The following is a 26,940-nucleotide window of genomic DNA, read 5'->3' as shown; positions in this document are numbered from 1 at the left end:
GACAAGAGGCAAAGTATAAAGAAGGCGAATTGGGGTAGTGGGGCGGCTACAACCTGCGGTGCTTTTTGTCTGAAGGTTGTAAAGGTGTGGGAAAATATTGTCTAAATGGTCTAGTGAATAGTTAAAGGGAATCGGTTTTATGCTTAATAAGTAACCTATGCTAACGTAATGATTATAAATAATAATATGTCAATTGGAATGAGGGGGTTAGCACTGTTTTCGGCCTAACCAATTAGTCTAATTTTAAAGTCTCATTTTAATAAAAGTGCAATATTTCGCTATGCAAGTTAAAAGGAAGTCAGTATGATATTTCTCCAGTCTTCAAGCCAATACTCCAGTCGTGGGTAGATGGGGGCTGGTAGGGTAGAGAAAGTGACACTAAAACCAGTAGGGATACACGCCACTTTCATCAGGATATCCATAAATCAGCTAAATGTTACTCGTCGTAACGCCCTCTATTTTGTGAGTCTATTGGTTTTAAAGTTCCATAGAGAACTTGAAGCAGCCTAAAAACAATAAATTTTTTGACACTAAACACTCTCGCAAAGGGGTTACACATGATCACCAATACTGACGTGTCTAAGACACTAGTTAGTAGGCTTTCGCCTGTCGCTTTGGCAGTAGCGTTAACTGTACCTGCTATTTCTCATTCTGCATTTGCTCAAGAGGCTGAAGCCACTGAAGAACAAATGTATGAAGCGATTACCGTTACAGCAACCAAGCGTCCTCAAGTTATCTATGAAGTACCAATTGCAATTAGTGCATTTGACGGTGATATGTTAGCTGAACAAGGCATTACTGACTTAACGGATGTTGGTAAGTTTGTTCCAAACTTAAACGTAACGGGCTTTTCAGCGGGTCACACTTCTTCTGTAAACCCTTTTATTCGTGGTATTGGTCTTCAAGACCATCTTATCACTACTGATCCTGGTGTAAGCGTCTATGTTGATGGCGTTTATTTAGGCCGCCAAGTGGGTCAAAACTGGAGCTTGAATAACATCGAGCGTATCGAGGTACTTCGTGGTCCTCAAGGTACGCTATACGGTCGTAACTCTATTGGTGGTGCCATTAACATCATTACCAAAGAGCCAGATCAAGGCGATGTGACTAAAGTAAATGCAGAGTTCGGTACTCGCGGTCGTGTTAAGACTGACTTGTTCGTGAACCATGCATTATCTGACACCCTAGCATTCAACATGAACCTTGCTTACAACACCCGTGATGGTTTGGGCGAGTTCATTAACGTACCTAATGCAGAATATGATGTGGGCGAAACAGAAGATATTTCTGGTCGTATCTCGGTAAAATATGAGCCGTCTGATGATTTCCGTATGGTACTAACCGCTGATGCCAATAATGGTGACGGTGGTTTACGCCCTTACACAGTGCTTATTGATGAAATGCCAGATGGGCGTTTTTATGCTGGTACAAACAGCCTAGGTCTTGAGCTTAGAAATAGCGATGTAACCCCAGAAGGTTATGATATTTACGATAACGCTACAGGCACACCAGAAGTCACTGGCGTATCTAATGAAGCCCGTGGTGTGTCACTGACTACCGAATGGGATATTAGTGACGATTACACCGCTAAAGTCGTTGCTAGCCGCCGTACATCTAAGTACAAAGCGGGTCTGGATGATGATGGTACTATCTACTCGTTAGACCAATACCCAGAGCGTGGTGAAGCAGACCAAACGTCAATTGAAGTTCAATTGAATGGTTACATCAATGAGTACACTGACTTTGTTGCTGGCCTTTATTACTTCAATGAAGAAGGTAGCAACCGTCAAGGTAGTGATTCAAGTTTTGATGGCGGTGGCAACACCCTTCAACTTGACCAAGAAACCACAAGTAAAGCGGTATACCTAAACCTTCGTCATGACTTAACTGACGAGCTTAGTGTATCTGGTGGTATTCGTTACACTGAAGATGAAAAAGACGCGTCTGCAAATGTATTCGATGCGCTTGGCACCATTTATGACTCAAATGAGTGGGACGAAGTAACGTGGGAATTGGCGACCAACTATACCTTTGAAAATGGCATGACAGGTTATGCCACCATTCAAAACGGTTATCAGTCAGGTCAATATCCTGCTCGTCCATACTGCCTAATTGGCGAGTTCTTTGGCGCGGGTGGCTTCGATGATTTAGACGGCGCAGTAGCAGCAGTTAATGCAAGCAACTGTTTTGAAGCCTCTGACAACATTACAGCGGTGAACTACGAAGTGGGCCTTAAAGGTCGTGTAAATGAATACTTTGACGTGAGCATTGCAGTATTTAACACTGAGTTTGAAGACTTACCGTACCAAGTAAGCCAAGTTAGTGAAGGTGGTTTTGATACGGCTAACTTAGTGGTTGAGCAAACGTCACGTGGTATCGAGCTAGATACGACCTTGAACGTAGGCAACTTCAGTATGCTAACCAGCATTGGTTACATGGATGTTGAAGTTGATGAGCAAGACGGATTTAACCCTGTTGCGCCATTAACGCCTGATTTAACTTTCGCAATTGGCCCGTCATACACCTTCGACCTTGAAGGCGGTGATAAAATTCGCGCACGTATCGACTATTCATACCGCGCAGAAATGTACGGCGAGCCTAGTTCAGAGCCTACTCGTATGACGAACATTGATAGCCGTGAATTGGTTAATTTCGATGTTGCCTATACGCCAGCAGATGAAGGTTATACGGTTGCTTTATATGGCCGTAATATCTTTGATGAGCGTTATGACAACGCTCGCTTAAATACTGGGGATTATATTATCCAAGTATTAAGTAATGACGCGAGTGAGTTTGGCGTACGTTTCTCAACTGAGTTTTAATTAACGAATTGAGTAAGTTAAAAAGACAAACGCTACATCTGAAATAGGGGTAGCGGATATAACAAAGGCTGGTTTATAACCAGCCTTTTTGTTTTGCGATTCTGGCGGCATCTACACGGTTTGTTGCATCAAGTTTTGCGATGGCTTCAGACAAATAATTACGCACGGTACCTTCTGACAAAAACAGCTTCTGCGCAATATCATGGGTTTTTAATCCGTCAGCGGCGAGTTTCAGTGCTTTGCTTTCTTTTGCCGAAAGCGGGTTGTTATCATTCAGTGCCATTAAAGCAAGTTCGGGGCTAATAACTCTTTCGCCTTTTACAATTTTATGTAATGAGTTAACAAGGTACTCACTGTCAGCCTCTTTTAAAACAAACCCTTTAGCGCCCAGTGCCAGCGCTCGCTTTATGTAGCCAGGTTTGGAGAATGTGGTCATTACCACCACTTTGCTGTCTATAGATAAAGCTGCAAGCTTTTCTGCTAAATCTAGCCCCGAGACTAAGGGCATCTCAATGTCGGTAAGAATAATATCGGGGGCTTCGTTTGCGCCAAGCCAATCTAGCGCTTCTTGTCCATTAGCGCACTTCCCACTTATTTCAAAGTCGTCTTCTAAAGACAATAAGGTGGCGATAGCATCACGCACCAAAGATTGGTCTTCTACCACTAAAATTCGATTCATTGCCGGTTGCTCGATATAGAATTAGTCATATTTCAATGTGTGCTCTGTGCGTTATTATCGGGTTTAGAAAGTAGCGGTAATTGAAGTGTTAGCACGGTTGGGGAGCCCCACTGAAACTCAACCGTTGCATTAATGAGTTCAGCTCGCTCGCGAATGCCTTGAACGCCGTTGCCCTCAGTTTGGCAGTGGCTGTTACCATTATCAGTTATAACGAGAGTCAACATATCGTTGGTACATTGAAGGGTAAGCGTTGCTTGGTTGCCCTTACTATGACGAAGAATATTCGTAGTCGCTTCTTTTACTATTAACGACAATTGAGTTTCTTGAAGGGGAGTAAGGTGAGTGAAGCTGCTTTCGTCTACATCGCTCACTTCATGAAAACCCTGCTCCGACAACTTAGCCATATTTTTAGCGATTTCCTGGCTAAAGGAAAGGTGTTTAATGCCACTTACCGTTTGCCTAATCTCACTGAGTAGTTGCTGAGACAGCTGCGCCAATGCTTTTACTTCTGCTTGAGCTTCAGCGGTGCGGCCTTTAGACAGTAATTTATCGGCCACTTGAGCCTTCAACGAAATGCTGCTTAATGCATGACCAGCTACATCATGGAGATCACGGCCTATTCGTTCACCGTTTGGACGACGACCTTGCATTTCGGCTAGAAGTTCGGCTGGGGCTTGCTCGCCATCTTGCCGTGGCGTTACTCTTACTTGTGACATAATGTTTACTCCTAATTAAACGCCACTTTAGTCATTAAAGTGGCTAACTTGGAGCGAAAGCTTACGGGGAATGAACGTACTTAACCACAGAGATTATCTTTTACCATGGTGAATATTTTCTTTACTGCTGTATTTTATCAAAGTACTCCTGAGCTTTAATCTCTTTTAGCCCGCGGGTTTTCTACCTCTTTAAACAGCCATTCTTTAAATGCGTGTATTCTTGGCAGTTCAGCACATTCGAGGCGGTAAATAACGTAATACGCCAAAGGCGATTCAAAATAAATATCAGGGAATAACCTGACCAATCGCCCTGCGGCTAGATCATCTTTAGCCATAACACTGCGTGCTAACGCCACGCCGTGACCATCAATAGCTGATTGCAATACAGCCGCTGAGTTATTTATTTGAATGCTTTTAGTGGTTAAAGGGCCTGTTACTCCGGCTTTTTTTAACCACGCCGACCAAGACGGAAACCCCATATGGTCGTCCATTGATTGATCGTGTATTAGGGTTTCGTTCAATAATTTATCTATGGTGTTTAAGCGGTTTGAGTCTTCTAAAAACTTAGGTGAGCATACCGGGTATACCTCTTCATCCATTAGTTTTTCTGCGCTCAAGCCTTGCCAAGTGCCTGTACCAAAGCGTATGCCTATATCTATGCGCTGCTCAGTAAAATCAACAGGCTTTAAATTAGTATTTAAATTCACACTGGTTTGCGAACATATTTCTTGAAAAAAATGCAACCTAGGCAATAACCACTTGGCGGCAAATGCGGGGCTTACTGCCACTGTTAACGCGCCACTTATGGTGTTGTCTTTTAAAATCTCTAGCCCTTGGGCTAGTTTATCAAAGCCTTCGCGTATTAATGGCAGGGCACTTTGCGCGGTTTCGGTGGTTACTAGCCGTGTTTTACCTGAGCTCATTCTATGAAATAGCGGCGTGTCGAGCCACTCTTCTAATGTTTTTACCAGCTGCCCAACGGCTGCAGGCGTTACATTTAGCTCTTCAGCTGCCGCTGAAAAACTTTGGTGCCTTGCGCTTGCTTCAAACGCTTTTAATGCATTGAGGTGTATAGGTGATTTCATACGATAAACTTTTTCTTTACTGATGATTCAGATTATCTCGTTTGTTAAAGCAAGTAAATAAGTAAAAAATACCGCCCAAGCCAACCAGCAAGTTACTTGCTATTAGGCAACCCAATACTTTTTATTTATATAACAAATACAGCGCTTAGTGGCGCTTGGAGCAATAAACATGACTAAGCAATTTTCAGGTAAAAAGTTACTCGTTATTGGTGGTACTAGCGGAATGGGTTTTGACACGGCTCGATTAATTTTAGAGCAAGGCGGCCACGCTGTTATTGTTGGCCACCGAAAAGAAAAAGCCCAAGCAGCAAAAGAGCAGTTATCAGCTTTAGGCACTGTTGAGGTGTTAACCGCTGATTTAACCAGCGACGAAGGCGTGCAAAACTTAATTAACACACTTTCACAAGACCACGCAGACGTCGATTTACTGGTAAATGCGGCCGGTGTGTTTTTCCCTAAACCATTTTTAGAGCACGAAGCAGCTGATTACGATCAGTACATGCAAATTAACCGCGCGCTATTTTTTATTACTCAAAAAGTAGCCGCTAATTTAGTTACAGCAAAACGCGCAGGCGCCATTGTTAATGTGGGTTCTATGTGGGGTAAGCAAGCTATTGCCGCTACACCATCGTCAGCGTATTCAATGGCTAAAGCAGGCTTACATGCGCTAACTCAACATTTAGCAATGGAATTAGCCGTGCACAACATTCGCGTCAATGCAGTATCGCCAGCGGTTGTACAAACGCCAATTTACGAAGGTTTTATTCCTAAAGCACAAGTAAACGATGCCCTACAAGGCTTTAACAGTTTCCACCCAATTGGCCGTGTAGGTACCAGCGAAGATGTCGCCAATACCATTGCGTTTTTACTCAGCGACAAAGCTGCTTGGGTCACAGGTGCCGTATGGGATGTTGACGGCGGCGTAATGGCAGGTCGTAACTAAATATCGTAAGCGCTAATGGGCTAAAGCTGCCCGTAGCTAAATTTAATCACTGGAGAACAAATATGGTTTATTTACAAATTACACTAAATGTTGACCACGGTAATAGAAAAGCAGCAGCAGAGGTTTTTAATACCTACAAAGCCCCATTTTTAGACACTGTAAGAGGCGCAGTTTCAAAAGAGTTATTAGCGCGTGATGAAGATGTACAGGTACTTCACGGCTTTGAAACTATTGAGCACGCTCATGAGTACTTAGAAAGCGATTTATTTAATGCAGATGTGGTTACCGCGCTCGCGCCACTACTTACTAATGAACCAGAAGTACGCATTTACTGCGTAGCTTAGTAAAAATTTAAGATAGGAAAGTAAAAAAATGTCACAAGATTGGAACGCGTACCGCACCGAAGTAATGAACACTGTAGGTGCGTTTGCTAAGCAAAGCCCAGATACCCTACGCGGATTAATGACAATGGATGGCGCTGGCGAAAAGACAGGCCACTTAACGCCTAAATTACATGAGCTAATTAGCGCTCGCTGTTGCAGTAACAACACGTTGTGATGGGTGTATTGCGATGCACACTAAAAAAGCGGTTGAGCACGGCGCAACAATTGGTGAAATATCTGAAGCGTTAGGCGTTGCTGTAGCCTTAAATGCAGGTGCTGCGCTAACTTACAGTGCACGAGTACTTGACGCTCACGCACAATTACAAAACGCTTAATAAGCGTAAATTTATACCAATTCGCTTAATTAAGTGATCTATTTTGAGGTTGGAAAAACGTGTTGATAGTTAGGCAAAAAATTCGCTATTAAGTTGTTCTAAATGAGAATTTTTTAACGCAGGTAGCGAAACGCTAAGCCCCGCAAAATGATTAAGTATTAGTGCGGATTGGTATCATAGAGCAATAACATACATTATTGCTCTTATTTGATTTAGGTTAGATATATGCGAGTCAATTCAGATTTTTCAAAAAACGCTTTAATGCTGCCAAGTCAATATAGTTGGCAAACATCGCCTCAGGCGGGTGTTGAGCGGGTAATGCTCGACAGAATAGGCGCTGAAAAAGCCAGAGCAACTAGCGTAGTACGCTACGCGCCTGAGTCTACTTTTCCAAGCCATGCTCACCCAGGTGGTGAAGAAATATTGGTACTTTCGGGCACTTTTTCAGATGAGTCGGGCGACTACCCACAAGGCTTTTATTTACGAAACCCGCCAGGGTCTTCACATGCACCTAAAAGTAAAAGTGGCGCAACCATTTTTGTAAAACTGTGGCAAATGTGCGTAACAGAAGCCACCTCTGTGCGCATAAATACACACGATCCGGCTACGTGGATAACCCAAAATAACCGCCTAATATGCCCGCTTTATCAAGATGATAACGAAGTAACTAAACTGGTAAAGTTAACCCCGCAACAGCCCCTATTTGATAACCTAAAAGCACATAATGCCTTAGAGCTATTTGTACTGGGCGGCAGCGTAATACACAACGAGGTAGAATATTCAAAAGGAAGCTGGCTAAGGCTGCCAAGCACGAGTAAAGCGTTAATATCTGCGGGAAATAACAGCGCTACAATTTACCTAAAAGTAGGTAATTTTAAAAACATAGGCTGTGGAGGCTAAATAATGCGTACAAAAATTGCGATTATAGGCGGTGGGCTAAGCGGCGTGTATGCAGCTTACCAGTTAGAGCAATGCGGCATTACCGATTACATATTGCTTGAAGCCAGAGACCAATTAGGTGGCCGTATTATGGACTTTACAAGCCTGTCGCAAGCGACAACAAATAGCTTTGATCTTGGCCCAACGTGGTTTTGGCCAGAGTTTCAGCCGCAATTAAATGCCATTATTAAAACCCTAAACCTAGAAACATTTGCCCAGTACGAGCAAGGCAATACGCTAGTAGAGCGCTCACATACACAACCGCCCACAGCAATGCCCGGTTATACGCATGCGCCTACGTCTATGCGGTTAAAAGGTGGCATGGGCACACTTATTAATGCCTTACATGCAAAGCTTAGCAACAAACACATAGTGACCGGCGCTTTGGTTAAAACAATTACCCACCAACACGGTAATATTGAAGTTAACTTTAGCACCTCAAACACAACCGATAATAAAGTAAACGTTGAGCACGTAATGCTTGCGCTACCACCACGCTTAGCCGCAAGCCAAATAACATTTACCCCCGCATTGCCAAGCGATTTAGTACCGCAGTGGCAAAATACCGCAACCTGGATGGCACCCCACGCTAAGTATATTGCAGTGTACGATACGCCATTTTGGCGTAAGCAAACGCTCTCGGGCAGCGCCCGCAGCAGTGTTGGGCCAATGGCAGAAATACACGATGCATCAAATCCACTAGGCCAAGCCGCATTATTTGGCTTTATTGGCATACCCGCTGATGATCGAAAACGCATTAGTAATGAAGATTTTATCACACACTGCAGAGCGCAATTAGTCAGGCTTTTTGGCGCACAAGCCGCCACTCCCAAAGCCGATATTATTAAAGACTGGGCACAAGACCCACTCACAGCAACACATTTAGATACACATGCTGCGAATACACATGCACCAGCACCTTACATAACCGCGCAAAATGGCCCGTGGTATCAAAATTTAGTCGGTATTGGCAGCGAATGGTCGGTGCAATTTCCAGGCTATGTAGCTGGTGCGGTTGATGCAGCAAACATAGGCGTTGAGCTGTATTTAAAAAAAGTTAACGCGTGATGTGTAGAGGCTGAGGTTTGAGCTTAGTGCTTTAATGGATAGCTCATAACGGCAGCTGATGGACGGTTATGAGCGAACTTCGGAGATTAGACATAATTTTTGCGCAAATCCGCTTCAGACAAGGAGCGGACATTCATCACTCTCTGCTTTTAATTCCGTTATGTGCCATTAACGGTCGTTCGACGATGCTCTGCAATGAACAATTATTCTTTGTTTGGATGTTTATTTTCAGTAGTTCTGTATTCTAAGAACCCCTGAATAGTGTTGTATGTGTTTTCTGTGACAAATGGCTTTAAAGTGTTAATGAAAGTATTAAAATTTGCTGGATTTCCATCATCTACTTGATGGTTGAAATTAGTCCATATATCAAAAATACTAACTTTATTTTCTAGGGCTAATTCGTCAGTTGCAATAATTTTCCAGAAGACCAAACCGCATTCATACAAAGCATCATATTTTTTTTGCTGAATTAGCGCTCCAAAAGATTGTTCGCTTGTGTTTTTAAGGCAATTTTTTGTATCCGTACTAAATTTTTCTTTTGCGTAATTACGATATTTGCTGCCCAAACTATTTAGCAATTCGTAAGCCATATATTCTGCGCCACCTTCATGAATCCATTGCTGTTCGATGGCCGAAATATTTTTTGCCTCTCCTTGAAAAACATGTGCGATTTCGTGTGCAAAAAACCAACTAACTTGAAACTCGTTTAAATCTGCAATAGCTTTCTTTCCATACCAGTGCATGAATACTTGATTGGGAAGTGTTCCTCCTTGATTTCCATAAGAACCACTATTATCGTCACTGTAAGAGGCGAATAGTGTTGGTTTGAACTTCAGCTTGCCCAATTTTTCAGAAAAATAGACCATCATTTCAGGTATTTGTCGTTGAAGAGCTTTGAAAAGGATCGAAGGCAGTTCATTGTCAATTAAAGCGAAAATATCTTCGTTTTCAATTGGCACTGCTGAGCCAACATAAACCTTTTGTCCTTCATCCTTGTCTACCCAAGAAGACTTTCCTTTAAAGCTCTTACCATCAACAATTATTAAATCGGTATTGTTAGATATAAGAGTTATTTCCCAACTGTTCTGATAACCAGTACAAGTATTCGGACAAGCAAAAAATCGCCCTGAATGAATAAGCATACTTCCATCAGAAAATGGCGAAAAAGGCGCATAGTCTTTTGGTAACGCAATATAGGTTGGAGTCAAGTACAGACTAACTTTTGTAAATTTGGTTGAATCGCTTTTCCTGATTATTTCCTTATTATCTAAAACGGTAACAACAAAATTATCATCCAGTGGACGCCATCTAAAAGTTCGAGATTTATCTGGGGAGCTTTTGAACGCCAACATATCTATTTGAGCATCTGTTCTATATGTCAAAATCCATTCATTCTGAACTGTTTTTTCAATAGTCGTCTCGACGTTCGTTTCTACACCACTGGCCATTAGCGGTATGAGTAACAGTAGGCATATATTAAATGTCTTCAATCCAAGTTCCATTTTTTGATTGCATTAATTCTTCTAAAATTCATGTTTTTAAATATACCCAGCAAGCCCCACTAAGTCACTTTTCGAACAAAATTATTACCATGTTCTGGTTTGCCGAGACTCCGCAGATCGCTCATTTCTGTCGTTTGTTGTTGCACGACTCAGCGGCAGTTAAACGTACTTTGCCGCCCATCATCCTTCCTGTCAGGCTCAAATAGACAAGGGACGGACATTCAATGCATCGAAAACTGGTCAGCATTAGCGAATCCAGTGGAGGCCACACTTTTCGAGGCTTAAAGAATCAAAGTAACTTGTTAGCTAGTTACAACATAATCTGATGGGTAACTTATTCACGGCTTACGTTAGCAGTGCTGTGATGTAGGAAAAACACGTACTAGTTAGAACTCTTAGTCAAGCACCTGATTCCACGTATTTCTTATATATTTCTTATGCTTATATTACTTTACAAATTGCATTATAGACATGAAACGCAAAATTTTAAATTTGCGTTTCACTTCTACTGTGTTATGTTTATATTTCGTCAACAACCAGAACTCCACAATGGCTAAATTGAGAATAGAAAAGGCACCCAGCTTTAATTTTGATTCAGAGTTTAGTGCAATTCACCCATACATAACTAAGTATTCTGATACTGATGAACAAGGCCGTTATCTACATTGGTCACAATTTAAGTGGCGCGTGGATAAAGGTGATGACGTTGAGTTGGCATGGAAAACTGTTTTATTCAAACGTGGTCTCAATTTGAAACATACAGGCCTTCAAGATCCAGGAGGAATTTCATTTACATATAATATTCCAGCAAGTATGGAATCGAAATTGTATCATCTTGATAAATTAGCTGGTGGTAACGTTGGAAGTATTGAAGAATCAGCTGCTAGTGATAGCCTCCAGAATAGGTTTCTTGTTTCCTCACTAATTATGGAAGAAGCGATTACAAGTGCGCAACTGGAGGGGGCCTCTACCACTCGGGAGGTGGCTAAAAAAATGCTTGAGGAAGAACGGGAACCAATAGATGAAGATGAAAGAATGATTCTTAATAACTTTTTACTTCTCAAACATGCAGAACGAAAAGCTGGAGAACCATTAACTATCGACTTGATTCTAGAGTTTCATTATTTCGCCACGTTTAAGACATCGGAAAACAACGTAGTACCAGGTAGTTTTAGGGAAGCCAACGATATTTACATTGAAGATGGCGACGGAAATATTGCCCATCGCCCTCCCGATTTTAAGTTAATTGAAGATAGACTAAGATCTTTGTGCGCATTTGCAAATATTGATCACACGTCTGAAAGCGGTTCAAGTTTTATGCATCCAATATTAAAAGCAATCATACTGCATTTTTTTATAGGATATGAACACGCTTTCAGAGATGGAAATGGTAGAACTGCGAGAGCACTGTTTTATTGGTTTATGCTAAAGAGTGATTATAAACTTTTCAAGTATGTTTCAATATCAAAACTATTGAGAGAAAACCCAAGAGATTACGGAGAGTCTTTTTTATATACAGAAAGAGGACACAACGATCTTACGTACTTTATTTATTATCAACTAGACATAATCATTCAAGCGTTTAATGATTTGAAAAGTTACCTTGAAAATAAAGTAAGTGATTTTCAGAAAATTACAGCTCTGCTGGAGCAAACAAAGTGGGGTAAGAGGCTTAACTTTGTCCAAATTGACTTGATCAAGAAAGCTGTTAAGGAACCTGGAAGAGCGTTTACAGTGAAAGAAACCGCCAACAGTTATAACATTGCTGAAAATACTGCTCGGAAGTATCTAAAAATGCTTTCAAACGAAGGGCTCTTTCTCTCTTCAACGCACGGTAAGACCGCCTTATTTATAGCTCCTTCAGAATCTGCACTCACGAATGCTCTCAGAGGCCATGGCTAGTCTGTGTATTAATTTGCGTTGAAAAACTTTAATGCGTGCAGAACGCAACAACGGTACTGTGAAAGTTTCAATAAGCCAACGGCCGCCCTACGTACACAACGGACTGTCAGATATAGTTAAGTTAGGTTGTTGAAGTGTCAGTTTAAATCCGCGATAAACCCTAAATAAGCACAGTCATTCGCTTCCTCTGAGCAGTAGCACTTGCCCGTGCTACCTCAACTCACCTGCTTTTTAAGTCGCTTTTTCAAAACTGAGTCGCCATCAGTTTTTGATAACATTAGGCTGTCGGTAATACTAAGCAGCGCAACTACTGCCATCATCGCCATAGCAATTTTGAAGTTGATAAGCGACGGATCGCTATTTGGATTACCCACCATCAGTGAAGCTACGGCCAGCATAAGCGCAGAAATGGTGATCCCCATGCCACGGTTCATTTGCATGAGTATTGCACCCAGTGTATTGGCATCGCGCATTTTGTCTTTTGGCACATCCGCAAAGGCGATGGTGTTTAATAAGGTTAAATGCATCGACCTATTCACACCGCTAACAAACAAAATAACCGCAATCACAACCGATGAACTTTGTTGAGTAATTAGCGATAGCGCCACAAAACCCAGTGAGATCATAATGCCATTTGCAATAAGCACACGCTTAAAGCCAAAGGTGTTCATTATCCAGGTAGTCGCGGGTTTAATGGCAATATTACCCACAAACAGCCATAGCAATAATGTACCTGCTTCCACCGGCGAGTAACCCATTCCCAATTGCAGCATAAGCGGCACCAAAAATGGCGCACTGCCTAACGCTATACGTACTACCGAGCCGCCGTACATTGACAATCGAAAGGTGCGATACTGCATGGCTTCAAAAGAAAACAGAGGTTTTTTAGCACGGCGAATATGAAACACCGCAGCTATCAATAATAACAGTCCAAACACGGTCACCACGCTGCCCAATAGGGTAGAGGTGTTGTGACCAGCAAATAGTTCTATACCGGCCATAAAAGAGGCAAAGCCAATACCGGTTAGCAGAAAACCTACTACATCAAACTTACCCACATTCGCGGTGAAGTTCTCAAGCAAATAGGCGGAAGCAATAAGCGCGAATATGCCTAATGGCACGTTCATAAAGAATATCCATTGCCAGCTCAAGTGGGTGGCAATCCAACCCCCTAATACAGGGCCAAGAATAGGGGCACTTAACGCCGGCCACGTGATAATAGCCACGGTTTTAACTAGCTTTTCTTTTGGTAAGTCTCGCAGCACCACTAAACGTCCTACGGGCACCATAAGCGCGCCGCCAATGCCCTGCATAATACGAGACAAGGTAAAGCTAGTTAGGTTAGTGCTAATTCCACATAATATTGATGCCACCACAAAAATGATAATGGCGGCCATGAAGACATTACGGGCACCAAATTTGTCGGCCACATAACCACTTAGCGGAATAAAAAAGGTAACGGCAACAAGGTAGGCAGAAACGCCAATAGAAAGCTGAGTTGCTGGCACGCCGAAATCAGCGGCAATAACGGGAAGCGCGGTGGTGATCACCGTGGCATCCAGAATTTCCATAAACAAGGCCCCAGCAACAAGTAGGGCCGTTGCGGTATCGCGACTAAATGATCTCAAATGCGCGCACTACGCGGGCTACGCCCGTTATGTTCCTTGCAATATCTACAGCTGCATTAGCTTCTGCATTGGTTAATCGGCCCATTAAGAACACTTCAGAATCTTGCACTACCACACTAACCTGTAAGGCTGGCACGCGTTCATCGGCCACTATCTTGGTGCGTACTTTTGATGCAAGCCATATGTCATTAGCTTGAGTACCCGCCCCAATAGGTTCACCAATGCGAATTTGATTGTGAATTTTCTTGAGGTAATCGACTTCCTGAGCCCGTCTAACCGCTTCATCAATTAACGCTTGCGTGGGAGCTTGGCCAGTAAGTAAAGCAATGCCGTTATACATATCGACTTGTAGATTGGTTTGCTCTTTTAGCGCTTCACTCTTTGACCATTGATAAGCCACAGCGCGACCTGCGTTTTGGTCATCAAGTTGAGTACCAACGGTGCGTCTGTCGTTCGCCACTTTCGCAGCCATCGCACCCGCGGCGCCAACCGCCACCACGCAGCCCTGTAATTGCATTACAAAAAGAAGTGATACAAGAGTAATAGTTAACGTCTTAACTCGTTTCATAAATGGGTAAACGTTATTCGTCTCCAAGGTCGGCCGGGAATAAGCTGTCATCAATGCATTCACATAAATTGTGAATCACCAACAAGTGAACTTCCTGAATGCGGGCAGTGCGGTTAGAAGGCACACGCACTTCAACATCGTGCTCGCTTAAGAAGCCTGCCATTTCACCACCGTCTTTACCGGTTAAGGCTACAATGGTCATATCACGAGACAAGGCTGCTTCCATGGCGGCAATGACATTTCGTGAGTTACCACTGGTTGATATAGCAAGCAAAATATCGCCAGACTGACCTAACGCACGAACTTGTTTGGCAAAAATTTCATCGTAGCTATAGTCGTTAGCAATGGAAGTAATAGTAGAAGTATCAGTGCTTAACGCAATAGCTGGAAGGCTAGGGCGATCGCGTTCATAGCGGTTAAGCATTTCAGAAGAAAAGTGCTGAGCATCACCTGCCGAACCACCGTTACCGCAGCTTAAAATCTTATTACCGCGAATTAGCGCTTCAACCATCATCATGGCTGCTTTTTCAATTGATTCAGGCAAAATTTCAGATGCAGCAATTTTGGTTTGAATACTTTCAGTAAAGTTCGCTTTAATTTGTTCAATCATACTTCTTTTCTCTGCATTTCAGGATATCAAGCAATCTCAACAATGAGTGCACATCAGGCTGTAGGAGGTTGGCTTGAGAATTCGGCGCAGGCAGTATTTAGGCTTCCGTAAACACGCTGTGAACCCATCCATGGGAGCTCCGCTGCCGCATCCATGCGGCGGAGGGTTTACTACAGCCTAAGTACTACCTACACCTAATCACCAGCACACCTAACCGCTACGCGCTTTTTATCCAATATTTTTAAGCCACTGAAGGTCGCTTCCGTCAATGGCGATAACGTCTATGCGTAATGGGGTAGACGCGGGATTAAAGTTATTATCTAACAAATAGAACGCAAACGCAGCCTGAATTCGTTGAAGTTTCTTCATTGTGACAAATTCAGCGGCCTGACCGTACTGTGACTTTTTGCGAAACTTCACTTCTACACAAACAATGGTGTCACCATCTTGCATAACAATATCAAGTTCACCACGTTTGGTTCGGTAATTACGACAACGTAATGTAAGCCCTTGTTCCTCTAAATAAGTAACGGCCTTGTTTTCTGCTGCATTCCCTTGCAATACGGACAATGTAGTTTACTCCATTAGCATTTGCACGCGCTCGTTACGAATAACGGCTTGAGGTAAGTTTCGTTCTACTTCACTGTTTTCATTCAGCGTAAGTGTGCCGGTTAACCCGTCGAATGTTATGTACGACAAGGTCGTTAGCATCCCTAATTGGGGGAGTAATTCGTAAGCGTCTACACCGAACGCGAACAGTCTATTTTGCAACGTACTGCGATCGGGCCAAGTTTGGTTGGTTTGCTGAGCAAGTTGCTGCCATTTATGGTCTGGCATCATCCATGGCATGTCGATAAAGCGAACGTTTTGTAAATCACGCCACTGGTTCTTGCCACTGTTGTAGTCCATTGAACGAGAGGTCGCATAAACAGGCACTTGTTTTCCATCGTACGGGTTTAAGCTCGCTTCTATTATGGGGTTAAGAAGTTCGGTATCTTGCGGCGACGCGAATGCAACAATGGCATCAATGTCTCGCCTGCTGCGGGGCATGTTGTAAACTTCTTCGTTCGTCATATATTCAATTTGGTTAATACGCTGATTACTTTGGGCTACATCTAAAGCCTGCGTGATGCCTTCTCTTAGTGACTCACTATCATTGAACGTTACTGAAGTGATGTTAGCCTTGCGGGCTTGGGCTTCTTGTTCGTGCAGCGTGTTCCAACGATTTTTAAACGCATCGTTCATACGCTGGTACAAGTTACTTTGCGCTGCAATAACAATTGGGGCTCTAAAGCCTTTGCTATAAATAAACTCTGCAAGCTGATTGGCTTCATCTTCCGGCGCAAGGGCGAAATAATTAACCGCTGGTGCTGTGGTGGTAGGCATCTCAGATTCAGCGTTAACGCCTTCTGGGTTTAAAGGCTCTGAGTTTACTGACGCTGAGATTACTGAGGCTGAGCTATCTGAAATTGTCGGCATTTCATCCGGGCGGTTCAACGCCAACATGTTCACGCCAGGCGGTAACGCGGGTATTAATTGCTCAACGGTTTCTTTTAGTAGCGGGCCGACTATAAATTTAGCATCGCCAATGGCGGCGACCAGGGTTTGTGTATCGGCGTTGGTGGTATCAACAAACCGAATGTCAGGCATACTATTTGGGTTGCTGCTTTGTTGGAGCTGTTGGTAATAACCCGCCATAATGCCATCTTTCACCGCCTCACCAGTAGCCGCAAGCCTTCCGCTTAACGGCAATAGAACAACAAGTTCACGAATTTGAGGGGCAGTTAGTGCCTGCGCTAAGGCAACCTCTTTGGGTAAATGCTGTGCCAACATATGGCCTGCATAAACCTGTTGATATTGGGCAATGGACTGATTCAACTGCTGCGGGTTTCGTGCACTTTCAACGGTTAACTGACGAAGAGCAAAGAAGGGTTGCAATTTAGGGTACTGATTTTCACTTTGGGTGAGTTCATCAGCAGGTATTTGGTTTAATAATGCCCAAACTTTAGCGACTTTTTGTTCGTCTTCTAGTTCAGTAGACAAAACGCTATTGGCCGCCTTAGCCCACAAACCTTGCTTGGCATAAAGGTCTGCTTCCAGCGCCGCCAGTTTGGCAACAAGGGCAGGGCTAGTATTCACATCTTCCAGCATGGCAGTAAGTTGTGCTGGCGATGAAGAAGGGTCGTTCTGATATGCCATTGCAACATGTATGGCGTAGCTATCTTGCAACGAGGTAGCTACACCGTCTTGTTTCATTTCAAACAAGATTTGCTGCGCTAAAATAGTATCGTCTTGCGCGAGATAAAGACCCACTGCATCTAGTAGTAAGGTATCTCGTTTTACTTTATCTCGGGTTTGAAGCCATACTTTTTTGGCTTCTACCAGCTTGTGTTCTGGCGTGATATGTTGCTTTACTGGCGCTTCTACCGGCTCAGTATTGATAATCTTAGGTGCCGAGGTGGGTTCAGGTGTGCTCCCGCAGCCTGCTAAATATAGCACGCTGGTGGCTGTCGCCATTGCAAAGGTAATGCGCTTTGTAAAATGTCCAATGTGACCCACAGTCTGTTTCCTTTCACTTCGTTTAACGGCAAGTAGCGGCAAGTTTATCCTAACCACGATGAAAATCTACGTTTGCCGACGTAAACTAGCCCAATGGCGTGGTACACTTTCTTTATTATTCGTTATTTTTATTGTTTATATGACCAATTTCGCCACCTTGTATATCGTTCCTACACCTATCGGCAACCTTGATGATATTAGCGCCCGCGCTATCGAGGTATTAAAACAGGTTAACTGGATTGCTGCGGAAGATACACGACACAGCTCTCGGTTGTTACAGCACTTCAGTATTTCTACACGTACCTTATCGCTGCATGATCACAATGAAGATAAACGTACCGCGATGCTGGTACAGCGCTTAAAAGACGGCGAATCTGTGGCGTTAATCAGCGATGCGGGCACGCCATTAATTAGCGATCCTGGTTTTGTATTTGTTAGGCGCTGCCGAGAAGAAGGTATTCCTGTTATCGCATTGCCAGGCCCATGTGCCGCTATTACCGCGTTAAGTGCTTCTGGGCTGCCAACAGACCGATTTATTTTTGAAGGCTTTTTACCGGTAAAAACACAAGCTAAAGACAACCAACTTGCCGAACTAAAAGCGCGTACTTGCACGAGCGTATTTTATGAAGCACCGCGCCGTATTTTAGCCACAGTGAAAGACATTGCCCGTGTGCTAGGAGACAGACACATAGTGGTCGCCAAAGAGCTTAGCAAAACCTTTGAAACCTATGTGAGTGGTACGCCGGGTGATGTTATTGATTATTTAGAAGCAGACGCAGCCCACCAAAAAGGTGAGTTCGTGGTGATGGTGTCGCCAGCTCAAGTGAATTTATCTGAAATATCGGCTGAAGCCATGTCGCTTTTAACCACGTTATGTGACCACATGCCATTAAAGAAAGCCGCAGCAGTGGTGGCTGAGCATTATGACTTGAAAAAGAATGCCTTGTACCAAGCTGGGCTAGACGCAAAAGGTGCGAAAGACGCTGATTGATCTCAGACCTATGGGTTAAGGGTACCTATCTAAACAATATAGTTAACACACAATAGGCTTAGCGCATTTTGCACTATCGCTTATCACGTTAAGTGTAAGGTTGGAGGATAGTTATGAGTCAGCAAGTTTTGAAAATTGAGATGCCAGAGGGTAAATGGGTTGTCGATATTTTTGGTAAATCCGGCGATTCCGGCGAGTACGATTTAATTCACCCTAATACGCAGGTGAAGTTAGCCTTAGCCGATGAAATGCATGGGTTTCGGTATAATCTTACTGGCCCTGAAGGTACGCCATTTGCTATTTATCTTGATGATACGGTTATCGCGGAAGGCACGGTTGATAAAAGCCAGAATCTTAACGGTACAGGCATTTTATAAAATAGGTTTTTATCCACTACGCTGTATTCAAACGTCATAAATAGAAATGCCCGCTGGCGTTAACGCAGCGGGCATTTATTTTTTAGTTAAAAGGCGCTATCTACTGCTTACGACAAGCGGCCTTTAAAGTCTTCGTAAGAAAATTGGCGAACAATTTCGAACTCACCGTTTTTACGCAAAATACCAATGGCGGGGTGTTCAACGCCGTTGAAGAATGATGTTTTCACCATGGTGTAATGCATCATGTCTTCAAACTGAACCCGATCGCCGGCTTTTAATGGCGCATCAAACGAGTAAGTATCAATAACATCACCGGCTAAACAGGAATTTCCACCTAAGCGATAGTCGTAGGCTTTCTCGCCAGGTAACGCTGCATTTAAAATCGTCGGCCGATAAGGCATTTCAAGTACATCAGGCATGTGCGCCGTGGCTGAAATATCTAAAATGGCAATATCACCATCATTGTTTACTACATCCACGACCTCAGCAATTAGCGGCCCTGTTTGCCACGCGACGGCAGAGCCCGGCTCTAAGATAACGTCTAAATGCGGGTAGCGCTGTTTAAAATCGCTAAGGGTTTTAATCAGGTGGTCAACATCGTAACCTTCGCTAGTCATCAAGTGACCGCCACCTAAGTTTAACCACTTTAACTGACCTAGGTAATCGCCAAAGCGTGCCTCTATTGCTTTAAGCGTACGTTCGGTAGCAAATGAGTCACACTCACACAAGTTATGACAATGGAAACCGTCAATGCCCGATAAACCTACCCCTTCGAGCTCACTTACTCGAAGCCCCAATCGCGACCCCGGCGCTGCGGGGTCGTAAAGCGGGGTATCTGCTTCTTGATGCTCTGGATTAATACGCAAACCCAGAGACACGCCCGCAAGCGCATCTTTGTGAGTTTGCCATTGTGACAGACTATTAAACGACAAGTGATTCACCAGCGTAGCCAGCTCTTCTATATCCGCCTTTTTATACGCAGGAGAATAGGCATGGACTTCTTTACCCATTTCAGCGGCTAATTTGGCTTCCCATACCGAACTTGCGGTTGCGCCATGTAAATAAGGTTTAATGATGTCGAAGCTCGACCACATTGAAAACCCTTTTAAAGCCAGAATAATTCTAACGCCTGACTCGTCTTGTACACGCTTCATCAACTCAAGGTTTCGGATGAGTTTTTCCTCTTCCAGCACATAGCAAGGAGAAGGGATATCTGTTCGTTGCGTTAAGTCTGCCAACCTTTATTTGCTCCAGTTACAGTGTTCTATTACTTAGTGAATGGGCTGCTATCACACTCAAGTACATGCCATGGAAGGCCATGCTCGTTAAGCATATCCATGAATGGATCTGGATCGAATTGTTCCATGTTCCAAACACCGTTTTCTTTCCAAGTGCCATTTAGCATTAGCGCTGCACCAATCATGGCCGGAACACCTGTGGTGTAAGACACCGCTTGTGCACCAACTTCATCGTTACACTTGGCATGTTCACAGTTGTTGTAGATGAAAATGGTTTTTTCTTTGCCATCTTTTATACCGGTAATGTAAGTACCAATGCAGGTCATGCCGGTATAACCTTCAGCCAGCGAACCTGGGTTGGGCAGAACTGCCTTTAAGAACTCTAAAGGCACCACTTTTTGGCCTTGGAATTCAATCGGTTCAATGCTGGTCATGCCAACGCCTTCTAATACGCGAAGGTGTGTTAGGTATTCATCACCAAATGTCATCCAAAAACGCGCACGTTTTAGAGTAGGGAAGTGCTTAACCAAAGATTCCAATTCTTCATGGAACATCAAGTATGACGCGCGCACACCAATATTTTGGTAATCCAAATCTTCACGCACGCTGAGTGGATCGGTTTCTTTCCACTCGCCATTTTCCCAGAAACGACCACGTTGAGTAATTTCGCGAATATTGATTTCAGGGTTGAAGTTGGTAGCAAATGCTTGACCGTGATCACCACCATTACAATCAACAATATCCAAATAGTGAATTTCGTCGAAATAGTGCTTAGCAGCGTAAGCGGTGTACACGTTGGTTACACCTGGATCGAAACCACTGCCTAACAACGCCATAATGCCAGCGTCTTTAAATTTCTGCTGGTAAGCCCACTGCCAAGAGTATTCGAATTTTGCTTCGTCTTTTGGTTCGTAGTTTGCGGTATCAAGGTAATCAGTATTGGTTGCTAAACAAGCATCCATAATAGGCAAGTCTTGATACGGTAGCGCAAGGTTAATTACTAGGTCAGGTTTAACATCGTTAATAAGCGCTTCTACTTCTTTGGCGTTATCAGCATCAAGAGCGAATACGCCTTTAACGCGGTCTGCACCCACTTCATGTTGCAAGGCTTCACACTTAGACACAGTGCGGCTGGCAAGAAAAATTTCGTCAAAGTGTTGAGGTAAACGTGCACACTTTTTTACGGTTACTGAGGCAACGCCGCCAGCACCAATAATTAAAACGCGAGACATAATAATTAATCCCTAAATAAGCTAATGAATTTTGGGCTGAATGCTAGCAGACGATACCAAATTGGCAAGCAAAGACAGCATAGGTTCGACAAAAAATAGTCATCGTAATCACAAGGAAAACGAATAAGCGCAATTTATACGCGATAACGCCTATTCTGGCATTGTATTGATGGGAGGGGAAACCACAATTTTGTCGCCCACACGATAATAAGGATAGAGTAAAAGTTTTTCCTCGTCATTGGGGCACGCAGCGCTGATGGCGATAGCATCTAAACGAGTGTGTTTTTGCGTTTCAACCGTCGCGGCGTAAACGAGAATACTGTAACTTTCAGAGTCTGTGGTAGTGTCGATGATTCGCCACTGCAAACACTCTATAAGCTGACTTTCGTCGATACGATAATGGGTTTCTTCGCTAAACAAACAACCGACTTTGCCATTTTCATAAATAGCCGCGAAGGGATAGAAAACGGAACTGGTAGAAAGTACCAGTTCGCATAACTTGAGCGCCCTAGAAACCAGTATGTTTAAAGGGGGTGGTAAGCTACTTGTTCCTTTTATCATGGTGCATCTCCTAACAGTTATTGCGTTTGAGCGGTAGCTATGAGTAACGCGAAGCTAGATACAACCAGGCTGTGCTTTTAGATATACACCTTCCACAGCCTTGATATTAGGTTAAACGAATGTGTGGGTCTATAAGATCAAGGGGTTTTATTTTTTCTGGCACCCTGAATTCCGCCAGTGTGAACGATGATAAGTGTCTGTCCTTTTTCAATTGTCCTTTTTTCACCTACATTGGTCGAGGCATTGGTTGAAGCCAAAGTGGCTAGCAAGTGCTTAAGTGCCCAAAACACCTTTCCAGAGTAAACCCCTTCAATTTCAAACGGCATTGTTCGATTGAAGTTTTCACAGAATGTCTTCAAGTACGGGGGTATTTTCCCATATCCACCACAATGAAAATCATGATTGATGCTGAAGTGGCTTTTTGAGCGAGCGCTAAGGGCTGATGCATGAGTGGGTGTAGAAGTATGAGCAAGATTAAGTGCCCGCCCCGGCTCAATAAACTTTTCTACGAGTCCTTCTAGGTATCCTTCTCCTTTTAATACGCCAATGCCAATAGCGTGTTGGTGGGGTGATAATGCAGAGGTTAACCCTGCCAAGGTCGCGCCACTGGCAACAGGAGCAATAATACGGTCGAAAGGGATATCTATTTCGTTTACGACTTCTTGCACGCCTTTTAGCGCCGCCATTTGGCTGCCACCTTCAGGAATAATCAACGCATCGGGAAACTGAGTTCGTAGGCTTGCTAAATAAGTAGGCTCATCCCTTTGCTGATAGGTTTTTTTATTTACGTAGTGAACTTGAGCGCCCCATTTCACTAAATCCTGAATCATTGGGCTGGGGTGTTTTGTGTAGTCGCCGCGAATAATAGCGTGAAAAGGCACATTTAGCTGATGACATAAATAACCTAAAGCATGCAGATGATTGGAAAACCCACCGCCAAAACTGACTACTGAGGAAGGTAGCTGGGTTTTCAAATCCGAGCGTAAACCCGCCTGCGAATTTAAAGCCATTTCTTGGTGCGGCAAAAGAGCAAACGCGTACTTTAATTTACGCCATTTGTTGCCTGAAATGATGGGATGTATTTTATCGTCCCGCTTAACAAACATTGATACATGTTCAGCCCCCTCCCAGTCTGGCGCAAAGGGCTCTAGCGGCGAGGGTAAACATAGGGCATCAGCAAAACTTTCAAAATTCAAAACAAGCTATTCAAATGATCAATGTGGCAATTCCAACAGTATAACTAGAAGATAGATAAAGAAGGTACATGTATATGTTTCAACGTCGTTATTCCACTTTAAAGCTCGTCATCGTATTGGGAATATCACTTGTGGTTTTGTCGAAAAATGTGCTGGCGCAAAGTGTGCCTGATTATGTCACCAAACAAGTGCCCGAGGCGCAAGTTGTGGGTAATGCAATGTTTACGTATATGTTTTGGGACGTGTACGACGCTACGCTCTATGCGCCGAAGGGACAGTGGCAGTCTGACGCTCCTTTTGCATTAAAGCTTGATTATCAAAGAAGTCTAGACGGTAAAAAGATAGCACAGCGTTCAGTAGATGAAATGCGTAAGCAAGGTATTAGCGACGAAGCAATGTTAAGTGAATGGCGAGACAAAATGGCGGCGCTTTTCCCCGATGTTGAAGACGGTGACGTGATTACCGGTGTGGCTACCTCAGACCAAGCCAGTGAGTTTTATATCAATGGTGAGCTAGCTGGCACTATTGAAGATACAAACTTCACGCAGTCTTTTTTCGACATTTGGCTGTCAGAAAAAACCTCTGAACCCAAATTACGCAAGGCCTTGTTACAAAAGTAATAAGCCCATTCTTTATTAATTATGGGCAGCGATTCTAAGCGCGTTAAAAAGCTTATCAAATAAGCTCAAGAATAAAGACTATAAACAAAAATATTAGCTAAAAATATCAGCTTAAAGCATCAACCTATATAAACAAAAAGCGCACAGCAAGCGCAGTGAACGGCATTCATTTGGCGAAATATTTATTAAAAAAATAAGTCGCTAAGCAGGCAGCCATATAAACCAAAATCGAGGTCATTATGAAATTTATACAGCGCACGGTATTAGTCGGGCTTTTATCTTGCCTTACTCTTGTAGCCGGATGTTCTACATCGGTAGATGGCAATACTTACAAACAAGTTTCACCCACGTTTAATATTGAGGAATTTTTTGCTGGCAACGTTCGGGCTTGGGGCATAGTACAAAATCGTTCTGGCGAAGTGGTTCAGCGCTTTGTGGTAGATATTGAAGGTAAAAACGAGGGCGGTACATTAACGCTAGATGAAACATTCACCTACGGGGTAGGTGAAGGGCCAAAAACTCGTACGTGGAAAATTGTTAAACAGGCCGATGGCACCTACGTGGGCAACGCGGGCGATATTGATGGCCCTGCAACAGGCACTTCATACGGCAACGCATTTAACTTTCATTACAATATGGACTTACCGGTTGATGATACAACCTATGCAGTTACCTTCGATGATTGGTTTTGGGCATTTGACGATAGCGCCATGATGAACCGCTCATACATTAGAAAATTTGGCGTGGTAATGGCTGAGGTGACTATTTTTATGCAGAAACAAAGCTAGTGTCGATTTAACAGTTTATCAAAGCATTAACATCAAAGCATTAACGGGGGAAGGTGAATACTACGCCCAACCCGTGACCTTGCATAAGCGGGTCGTGCACGAACCAGAGTTTACCTTTGTGCAGTTTAATAATTGCCGAAACAAGCGATAACCCCAACCCGTTCCCTTCACAGGTTCTGCTTTTATCAGCTTGGAAGAAACGACGTTCTAAACTATCAAGTTCATGTTCATCAACTCCCTTCCCATTATCATTCACGCTGATAATCACATGGGAAGACGTGGCGGTAAGTTGTAGCGTAACGGTTCCGCCATCAGGCGTGTATTTTATGGCGTTATCTAGCACATTCGCTACTGCTTGAAACAGTAAGTTTGGATCGCCGTAGAACTGAACTTTTGACAGCTGACTAATTAGGTTAATATCACGGTCTTCGGCCAATGGCTGATATAAATCCTCTACATCAATAATCATTTCACTTAGCTCGGTTTCACAAAACCCTTCTTTTTTGTGAACCGTTTCTAGTTTGCTAATTCGCAAAAGACTGTTGAACATATTTAAGAGTTTGTCAGCTTCGTAGGTAGTTTCGTGGCGTAGTTTCTCATCACCAATATGTTCTAAATTATTGCGTAAGCGTGCCAACGGTGTACGCAAGTCATGGGCAATACTGTCGCTTACCGACTTTATATTGTTCACCGCACTTTCAATGGTATCGAGCATATGATTGAACACAACAGCCAGTCGACTTAAATCATCCCAGTTGCTGTCTATTTCCAAGCGTTCTTCTAAATTACCAGTACGAATAATGTAATCAGCAGTTTGTGCCATGCGGTTAATACGCTTAACTACGTAAAGTGCGACCGCAAAGCTTATGGCACCCAATACGCATAGCAAGGCAATAATTATCCAACCAAACGTTTTTCCTAACCACTGTGCACTGTATAAATCATCGATATTCCGGCCAACAAACAAAGAATAACCTTCTAGGTTTACTTCCTCGAAAAGAATGCTGTTGGTTGATTCAGAAAAGGAATAGCGGGTGCTGTCTTGCGCGATACTCTCTTTTTCGCCGCTCAGTACGGGCAATTTAATAATGCTTGTGAAGGGAGTACCAGCGTCAACACTTTCACCCATGGCAATAGGCCACATTGGATAATTGCCTGCTACTATCTGGTTTTCGCTGTCGCGAAGAACCACAATTAAACGAGATGGCGTTAAGGCGTGGGAGGTGTCGGTTAGGTTCGAATCTGACGAAAGGCTTGGTGTGGTTCTCGCTTGAATGTTACTAATAACCGCATCAATACCCACTTGCTCATGCAATAGCGTAAACGCATAAGTTTCAGCATCAACCGCAGCGCTTGCCTCACGAATAAATACGTCACTACTGGCAAGACGCCAGAAGTAAACGATAAATAAAATAGCAACAAGCGCTAACGAGGTAAGTAATACCCCAACTCGAAAACTAGAGCTTCGGGTGAAATTGCCTATTGCTAACACACAACCGGATCCGCAATTCTATAACCCGTGCCTCTTACCGTTTCAATAAGAGGGACGTTAAATGCTTTGTCTACTTTTTGACGCAAACGGCTGATATGCACGTCGATAACATTGGTTTGCGGGTCGAAGTGATAATTCCAAACTTGCTCCAATAGCATGCTACGAGTAACGACCTTTCCTTGATGGCGTAATAAGCACTCTAGTAACTGGAACTCTTTTGATTGTAAGTCTATTTCGGTATCACCGCGTTGTACTTTCCTGTTAACAAGATCAAGCGTGAGGTCGCCCACTTTGATAAGTGTTTTATCACCGCTTTCACGTTCTCTTCCTGCTAACCCTTCAACACGGGCGAGTAGTTCTTCAAACGCAAAAGGTTTGGTTAAATAATCGTTGGCGCCTGAACGTAAACCCCGGACTTTATCTTCTACTTGGCTTTTCGCACTAAGCAGTAGCACAGGGGTAAGCACGTTATCTTTTCGTAAACGTTCTAAGATGGTAAAGCCGTCTAACAAGGGAAGCATTACATCTAGTACAATAACATCTACATCATCGGACAAAGCTTCAGCTAAGCCTTTTTCGCCATCACGCGCCGCAACGCAGCTGTGCCCTTCACCAATAAATCCTTTTTCAATGTGAGCGGCAACCTTGGGATCATCTTCAACAAGTAGCACATTCATGATTTTGGTACTTCTAATTAATGGAGTTA

General features: G+C 43.4%; 27 protein-coding genes. 12 read left to right on the top strand and 15 right to left on the bottom strand.

The features are described 5' to 3' along the window. Positions 1–557 precede the first annotated feature (557 nt). Entirely contained in the window at positions 558–2,822 is a 2,265-nt protein-coding gene (locus AAC006_RS08525) for a TonB-dependent receptor (protein ID WP_126873828.1), read from the top strand. Positions 2,823–2,895: 73 nt separating this feature from the next. On the opposite strand, the gene AAC006_RS08520 is transcribed toward AAC006_RS08525, so the two are convergent. The 3 genes from AAC006_RS08520 to gcvA all read right to left on the bottom strand — a co-directional run bounded on the left by AAC006_RS08520 (position 2,896) and on the right by gcvA (position 5,302). After that, complete coding sequence (locus AAC006_RS08520) at positions 2,896–3,501, bottom strand: response regulator transcription factor (RefSeq protein WP_126873827.1); 606 nt, start codon at positions 3,499–3,501, stop codon at positions 2,896–2,898. Between the two features lie 32 nt (positions 3,502–3,533). Then, entirely contained in the window at positions 3,534–4,217 is a 684-nt protein-coding gene (locus tag AAC006_RS08515) for a histidine kinase (protein ID WP_126873826.1), read from the bottom strand. Between the two features lie 155 nt (positions 4,218–4,372). Then, positions 4,373–5,302: a transcriptional regulator GcvA gene (gcvA, locus tag AAC006_RS08510; RefSeq protein WP_126873825.1), complete on the bottom strand. Its 930-nt coding sequence runs from the start codon at positions 5,300–5,302 to the stop codon at positions 4,373–4,375. Between the two features lie 169 nt (positions 5,303–5,471). Between gcvA and AAC006_RS08505 the strand changes: the two genes are divergently transcribed. The 6 genes from AAC006_RS08505 to AAC006_RS08480 all read left to right on the top strand — a co-directional run bounded on the left by AAC006_RS08505 (position 5,472) and on the right by AAC006_RS08480 (position 8,970). After that, positions 5,472–6,245 (top strand): SDR family oxidoreductase, encoded by a 774-nt coding sequence (locus tag AAC006_RS08505; protein WP_126873824.1) that lies wholly within the window; start codon positions 5,472–5,474, stop codon positions 6,243–6,245. Between the two features lie 62 nt (positions 6,246–6,307). After that, entirely contained in the window at positions 6,308–6,589 is a 282-nt protein-coding gene (locus AAC006_RS08500) for a hypothetical protein (RefSeq protein WP_096042628.1), read from the top strand. Positions 6,590–6,617: 28 nt separating this feature from the next. Further along, positions 6,618–6,803: a hypothetical protein gene (locus tag AAC006_RS08495; protein ID WP_221885335.1), complete on the top strand. Its 186-nt coding sequence runs from the start codon at positions 6,618–6,620 to the stop codon at positions 6,801–6,803. 13 nt (positions 6,804–6,816) lie between these two features. Then, a complete protein-coding gene (locus tag AAC006_RS08490) occupies positions 6,817–6,963 on the top strand; it encodes a carboxymuconolactone decarboxylase family protein (protein WP_221885336.1) in 147 nt (48 codons plus the stop codon). A 225-nt stretch (positions 6,964–7,188) separates the two neighbouring features. Beyond that, on the top strand, positions 7,189–7,863 hold the full coding sequence (locus AAC006_RS08485) for a cupin domain-containing protein (protein WP_096042626.1): 675 nt from the start codon (positions 7,189–7,191) through the stop codon (positions 7,861–7,863). 3 nt (positions 7,864–7,866) lie between these two features. Continuing rightward, a complete protein-coding gene (locus AAC006_RS08480) occupies positions 7,867–8,970 on the top strand; it encodes an FAD-dependent oxidoreductase (RefSeq protein ID WP_126873823.1) in 1,104 nt (367 codons plus the stop codon). 203 nt (positions 8,971–9,173) lie between these two features. Here the strand turns inward: AAC006_RS08480 and AAC006_RS08475 are convergent, their stop codons facing one another. Next, positions 9,174–10,460 (bottom strand): hypothetical protein, encoded by a 1,287-nt coding sequence (locus AAC006_RS08475; protein WP_126873822.1) that lies wholly within the window; start codon positions 10,458–10,460, stop codon positions 9,174–9,176. Positions 10,461–11,021: 561 nt separating this feature from the next. On the opposite strand from AAC006_RS08475, the gene AAC006_RS08470 reads away from it, so the two are divergent. Beyond that, the gene (locus AAC006_RS08470) at positions 11,022–12,374 is read left to right on the top strand and encodes a Fic family protein (protein ID WP_126873821.1); all 1,353 of its coding nucleotides are present in this window, start codon (positions 11,022–11,024) and stop codon (positions 12,372–12,374) included. A gap of 215 nt (positions 12,375–12,589) precedes the next feature. On the opposite strand, the gene AAC006_RS08465 is transcribed toward AAC006_RS08470, so the two are convergent. The 5 genes from AAC006_RS08465 to AAC006_RS08445 all read right to left on the bottom strand — a co-directional run bounded on the left by AAC006_RS08465 (position 12,590) and on the right by AAC006_RS08445 (position 17,739). Continuing rightward, positions 12,590–14,002 (bottom strand): MFS transporter, encoded by a 1,413-nt coding sequence (locus AAC006_RS08465; RefSeq protein ID WP_244360741.1) that lies wholly within the window; start codon positions 14,000–14,002, stop codon positions 12,590–12,592. Continuing rightward, the gene (locus AAC006_RS08460; RefSeq protein WP_126873820.1) at positions 13,989–14,570 is read right to left on the bottom strand and encodes a BON domain-containing protein; all 582 of its coding nucleotides are present in this window, start codon (positions 14,568–14,570) and stop codon (positions 13,989–13,991) included. Before AAC006_RS08460 ends, AAC006_RS08465 begins: the two co-directional genes overlap by 14 nt. 13 nt (positions 14,571–14,583) lie before the next feature. Then, positions 14,584–15,180 (bottom strand): phosphoheptose isomerase, encoded by a 597-nt coding sequence (locus AAC006_RS08455; RefSeq protein ID WP_208805893.1) that lies wholly within the window; start codon positions 15,178–15,180, stop codon positions 14,584–14,586. A 228-nt stretch (positions 15,181–15,408) separates the two neighbouring features. Continuing rightward, positions 15,409–15,750 carry a YraN family protein gene (locus tag AAC006_RS08450; RefSeq protein ID WP_126873819.1) on the bottom strand — a complete coding sequence of 114 codons (342 nt, stop codon included), beginning with the start codon at positions 15,748–15,750 and terminating at the stop codon, positions 15,409–15,411. A gap of 6 nt (positions 15,751–15,756) precedes the next feature. Next, complete coding sequence (locus AAC006_RS08445) at positions 15,757–17,739, bottom strand: penicillin-binding protein activator (protein WP_339891096.1); 1,983 nt, start codon at positions 17,737–17,739, stop codon at positions 15,757–15,759. Between the two features lie 139 nt (positions 17,740–17,878). Between AAC006_RS08445 and rsmI the strand changes: the two genes are divergently transcribed. Continuing rightward, the gene (gene rsmI / locus AAC006_RS08440; RefSeq protein WP_041452691.1) at positions 17,879–18,730 is read left to right on the top strand and encodes a 16S rRNA (cytidine(1402)-2'-O)-methyltransferase; all 852 of its coding nucleotides are present in this window, start codon (positions 17,879–17,881) and stop codon (positions 18,728–18,730) included. 113 nt (positions 18,731–18,843) lie between these two features. Further along, positions 18,844–19,107, top strand: a complete 264-nt coding sequence (locus AAC006_RS08435; protein WP_013782865.1) for a hypothetical protein — start codon at positions 18,844–18,846, stop codon at positions 19,105–19,107. 107 nt (positions 19,108–19,214) lie between these two features. Here AAC006_RS08435 and nspC read toward each other — a convergent pair whose 3' ends face one another. The 4 genes from nspC to AAC006_RS08415 form a co-directional block, all read right to left on the bottom strand. After that, positions 19,215–20,345, bottom strand: coding sequence for a carboxynorspermidine decarboxylase (nspC, locus tag AAC006_RS08430; protein WP_013782866.1), 1,131 nt, complete (start codon positions 20,343–20,345; stop codon positions 19,215–19,217). Between the two features lie 29 nt (positions 20,346–20,374). Beyond that, positions 20,375–21,577 carry a saccharopine dehydrogenase family protein gene (locus AAC006_RS08425; RefSeq protein ID WP_013782867.1) on the bottom strand — a complete coding sequence of 401 codons (1,203 nt, stop codon included), beginning with the start codon at positions 21,575–21,577 and terminating at the stop codon, positions 20,375–20,377. Between the two features lie 150 nt (positions 21,578–21,727). Beyond that, positions 21,728–22,138: a hypothetical protein gene (locus AAC006_RS08420; protein WP_013782868.1), complete on the bottom strand. Its 411-nt coding sequence runs from the start codon at positions 22,136–22,138 to the stop codon at positions 21,728–21,730. 137 nt (positions 22,139–22,275) lie between these two features. Continuing rightward, entirely contained in the window at positions 22,276–23,334 is a 1,059-nt protein-coding gene (locus AAC006_RS08415; protein ID WP_041452468.1) for a pyridoxal-phosphate dependent enzyme, read from the bottom strand. A 74-nt stretch (positions 23,335–23,408) separates the two neighbouring features. Between AAC006_RS08415 and AAC006_RS08410 the strand changes: the two genes are divergently transcribed. Further along, the gene (locus AAC006_RS08410) at positions 23,409–23,954 is read left to right on the top strand and encodes a chalcone isomerase family protein (protein WP_013782870.1); all 546 of its coding nucleotides are present in this window, start codon (positions 23,409–23,411) and stop codon (positions 23,952–23,954) included. Positions 23,955–24,193: 239 nt separating this feature from the next. Continuing rightward, positions 24,194–24,742, top strand: coding sequence for a DUF3833 domain-containing protein (locus AAC006_RS08405; RefSeq protein ID WP_208805892.1), 549 nt, complete (start codon positions 24,194–24,196; stop codon positions 24,740–24,742). A gap of 40 nt (positions 24,743–24,782) precedes the next feature. On the opposite strand, the gene AAC006_RS08400 is transcribed toward AAC006_RS08405, so the two are convergent. Beyond that, the gene (locus AAC006_RS08400) at positions 24,783–26,234 is read right to left on the bottom strand and encodes a HAMP domain-containing sensor histidine kinase (RefSeq protein ID WP_013782872.1); all 1,452 of its coding nucleotides are present in this window, start codon (positions 26,232–26,234) and stop codon (positions 24,783–24,785) included. Continuing rightward, positions 26,228–26,911: a response regulator transcription factor gene (locus AAC006_RS08395; protein WP_013782873.1), complete on the bottom strand. Its 684-nt coding sequence runs from the start codon at positions 26,909–26,911 to the stop codon at positions 26,228–26,230. The genes AAC006_RS08400 and AAC006_RS08395 overlap by 7 nt, the downstream gene beginning before the upstream one ends. Between the last annotated feature and the right edge of the window lie 29 nt (positions 26,912–26,940).

Origin of the sequence: uncultured Alteromonas sp. (assembly GCF_963976965.1) — a bacterium.
Classification (GTDB): domain Bacteria; phylum Pseudomonadota; class Gammaproteobacteria; order Enterobacterales; family Alteromonadaceae; genus Alteromonas; species Alteromonas naphthalenivorans.
Note: the sequence above shows the minus strand (reverse complement) of the source record. Positions and strands in the feature narration are given on the sequence as shown.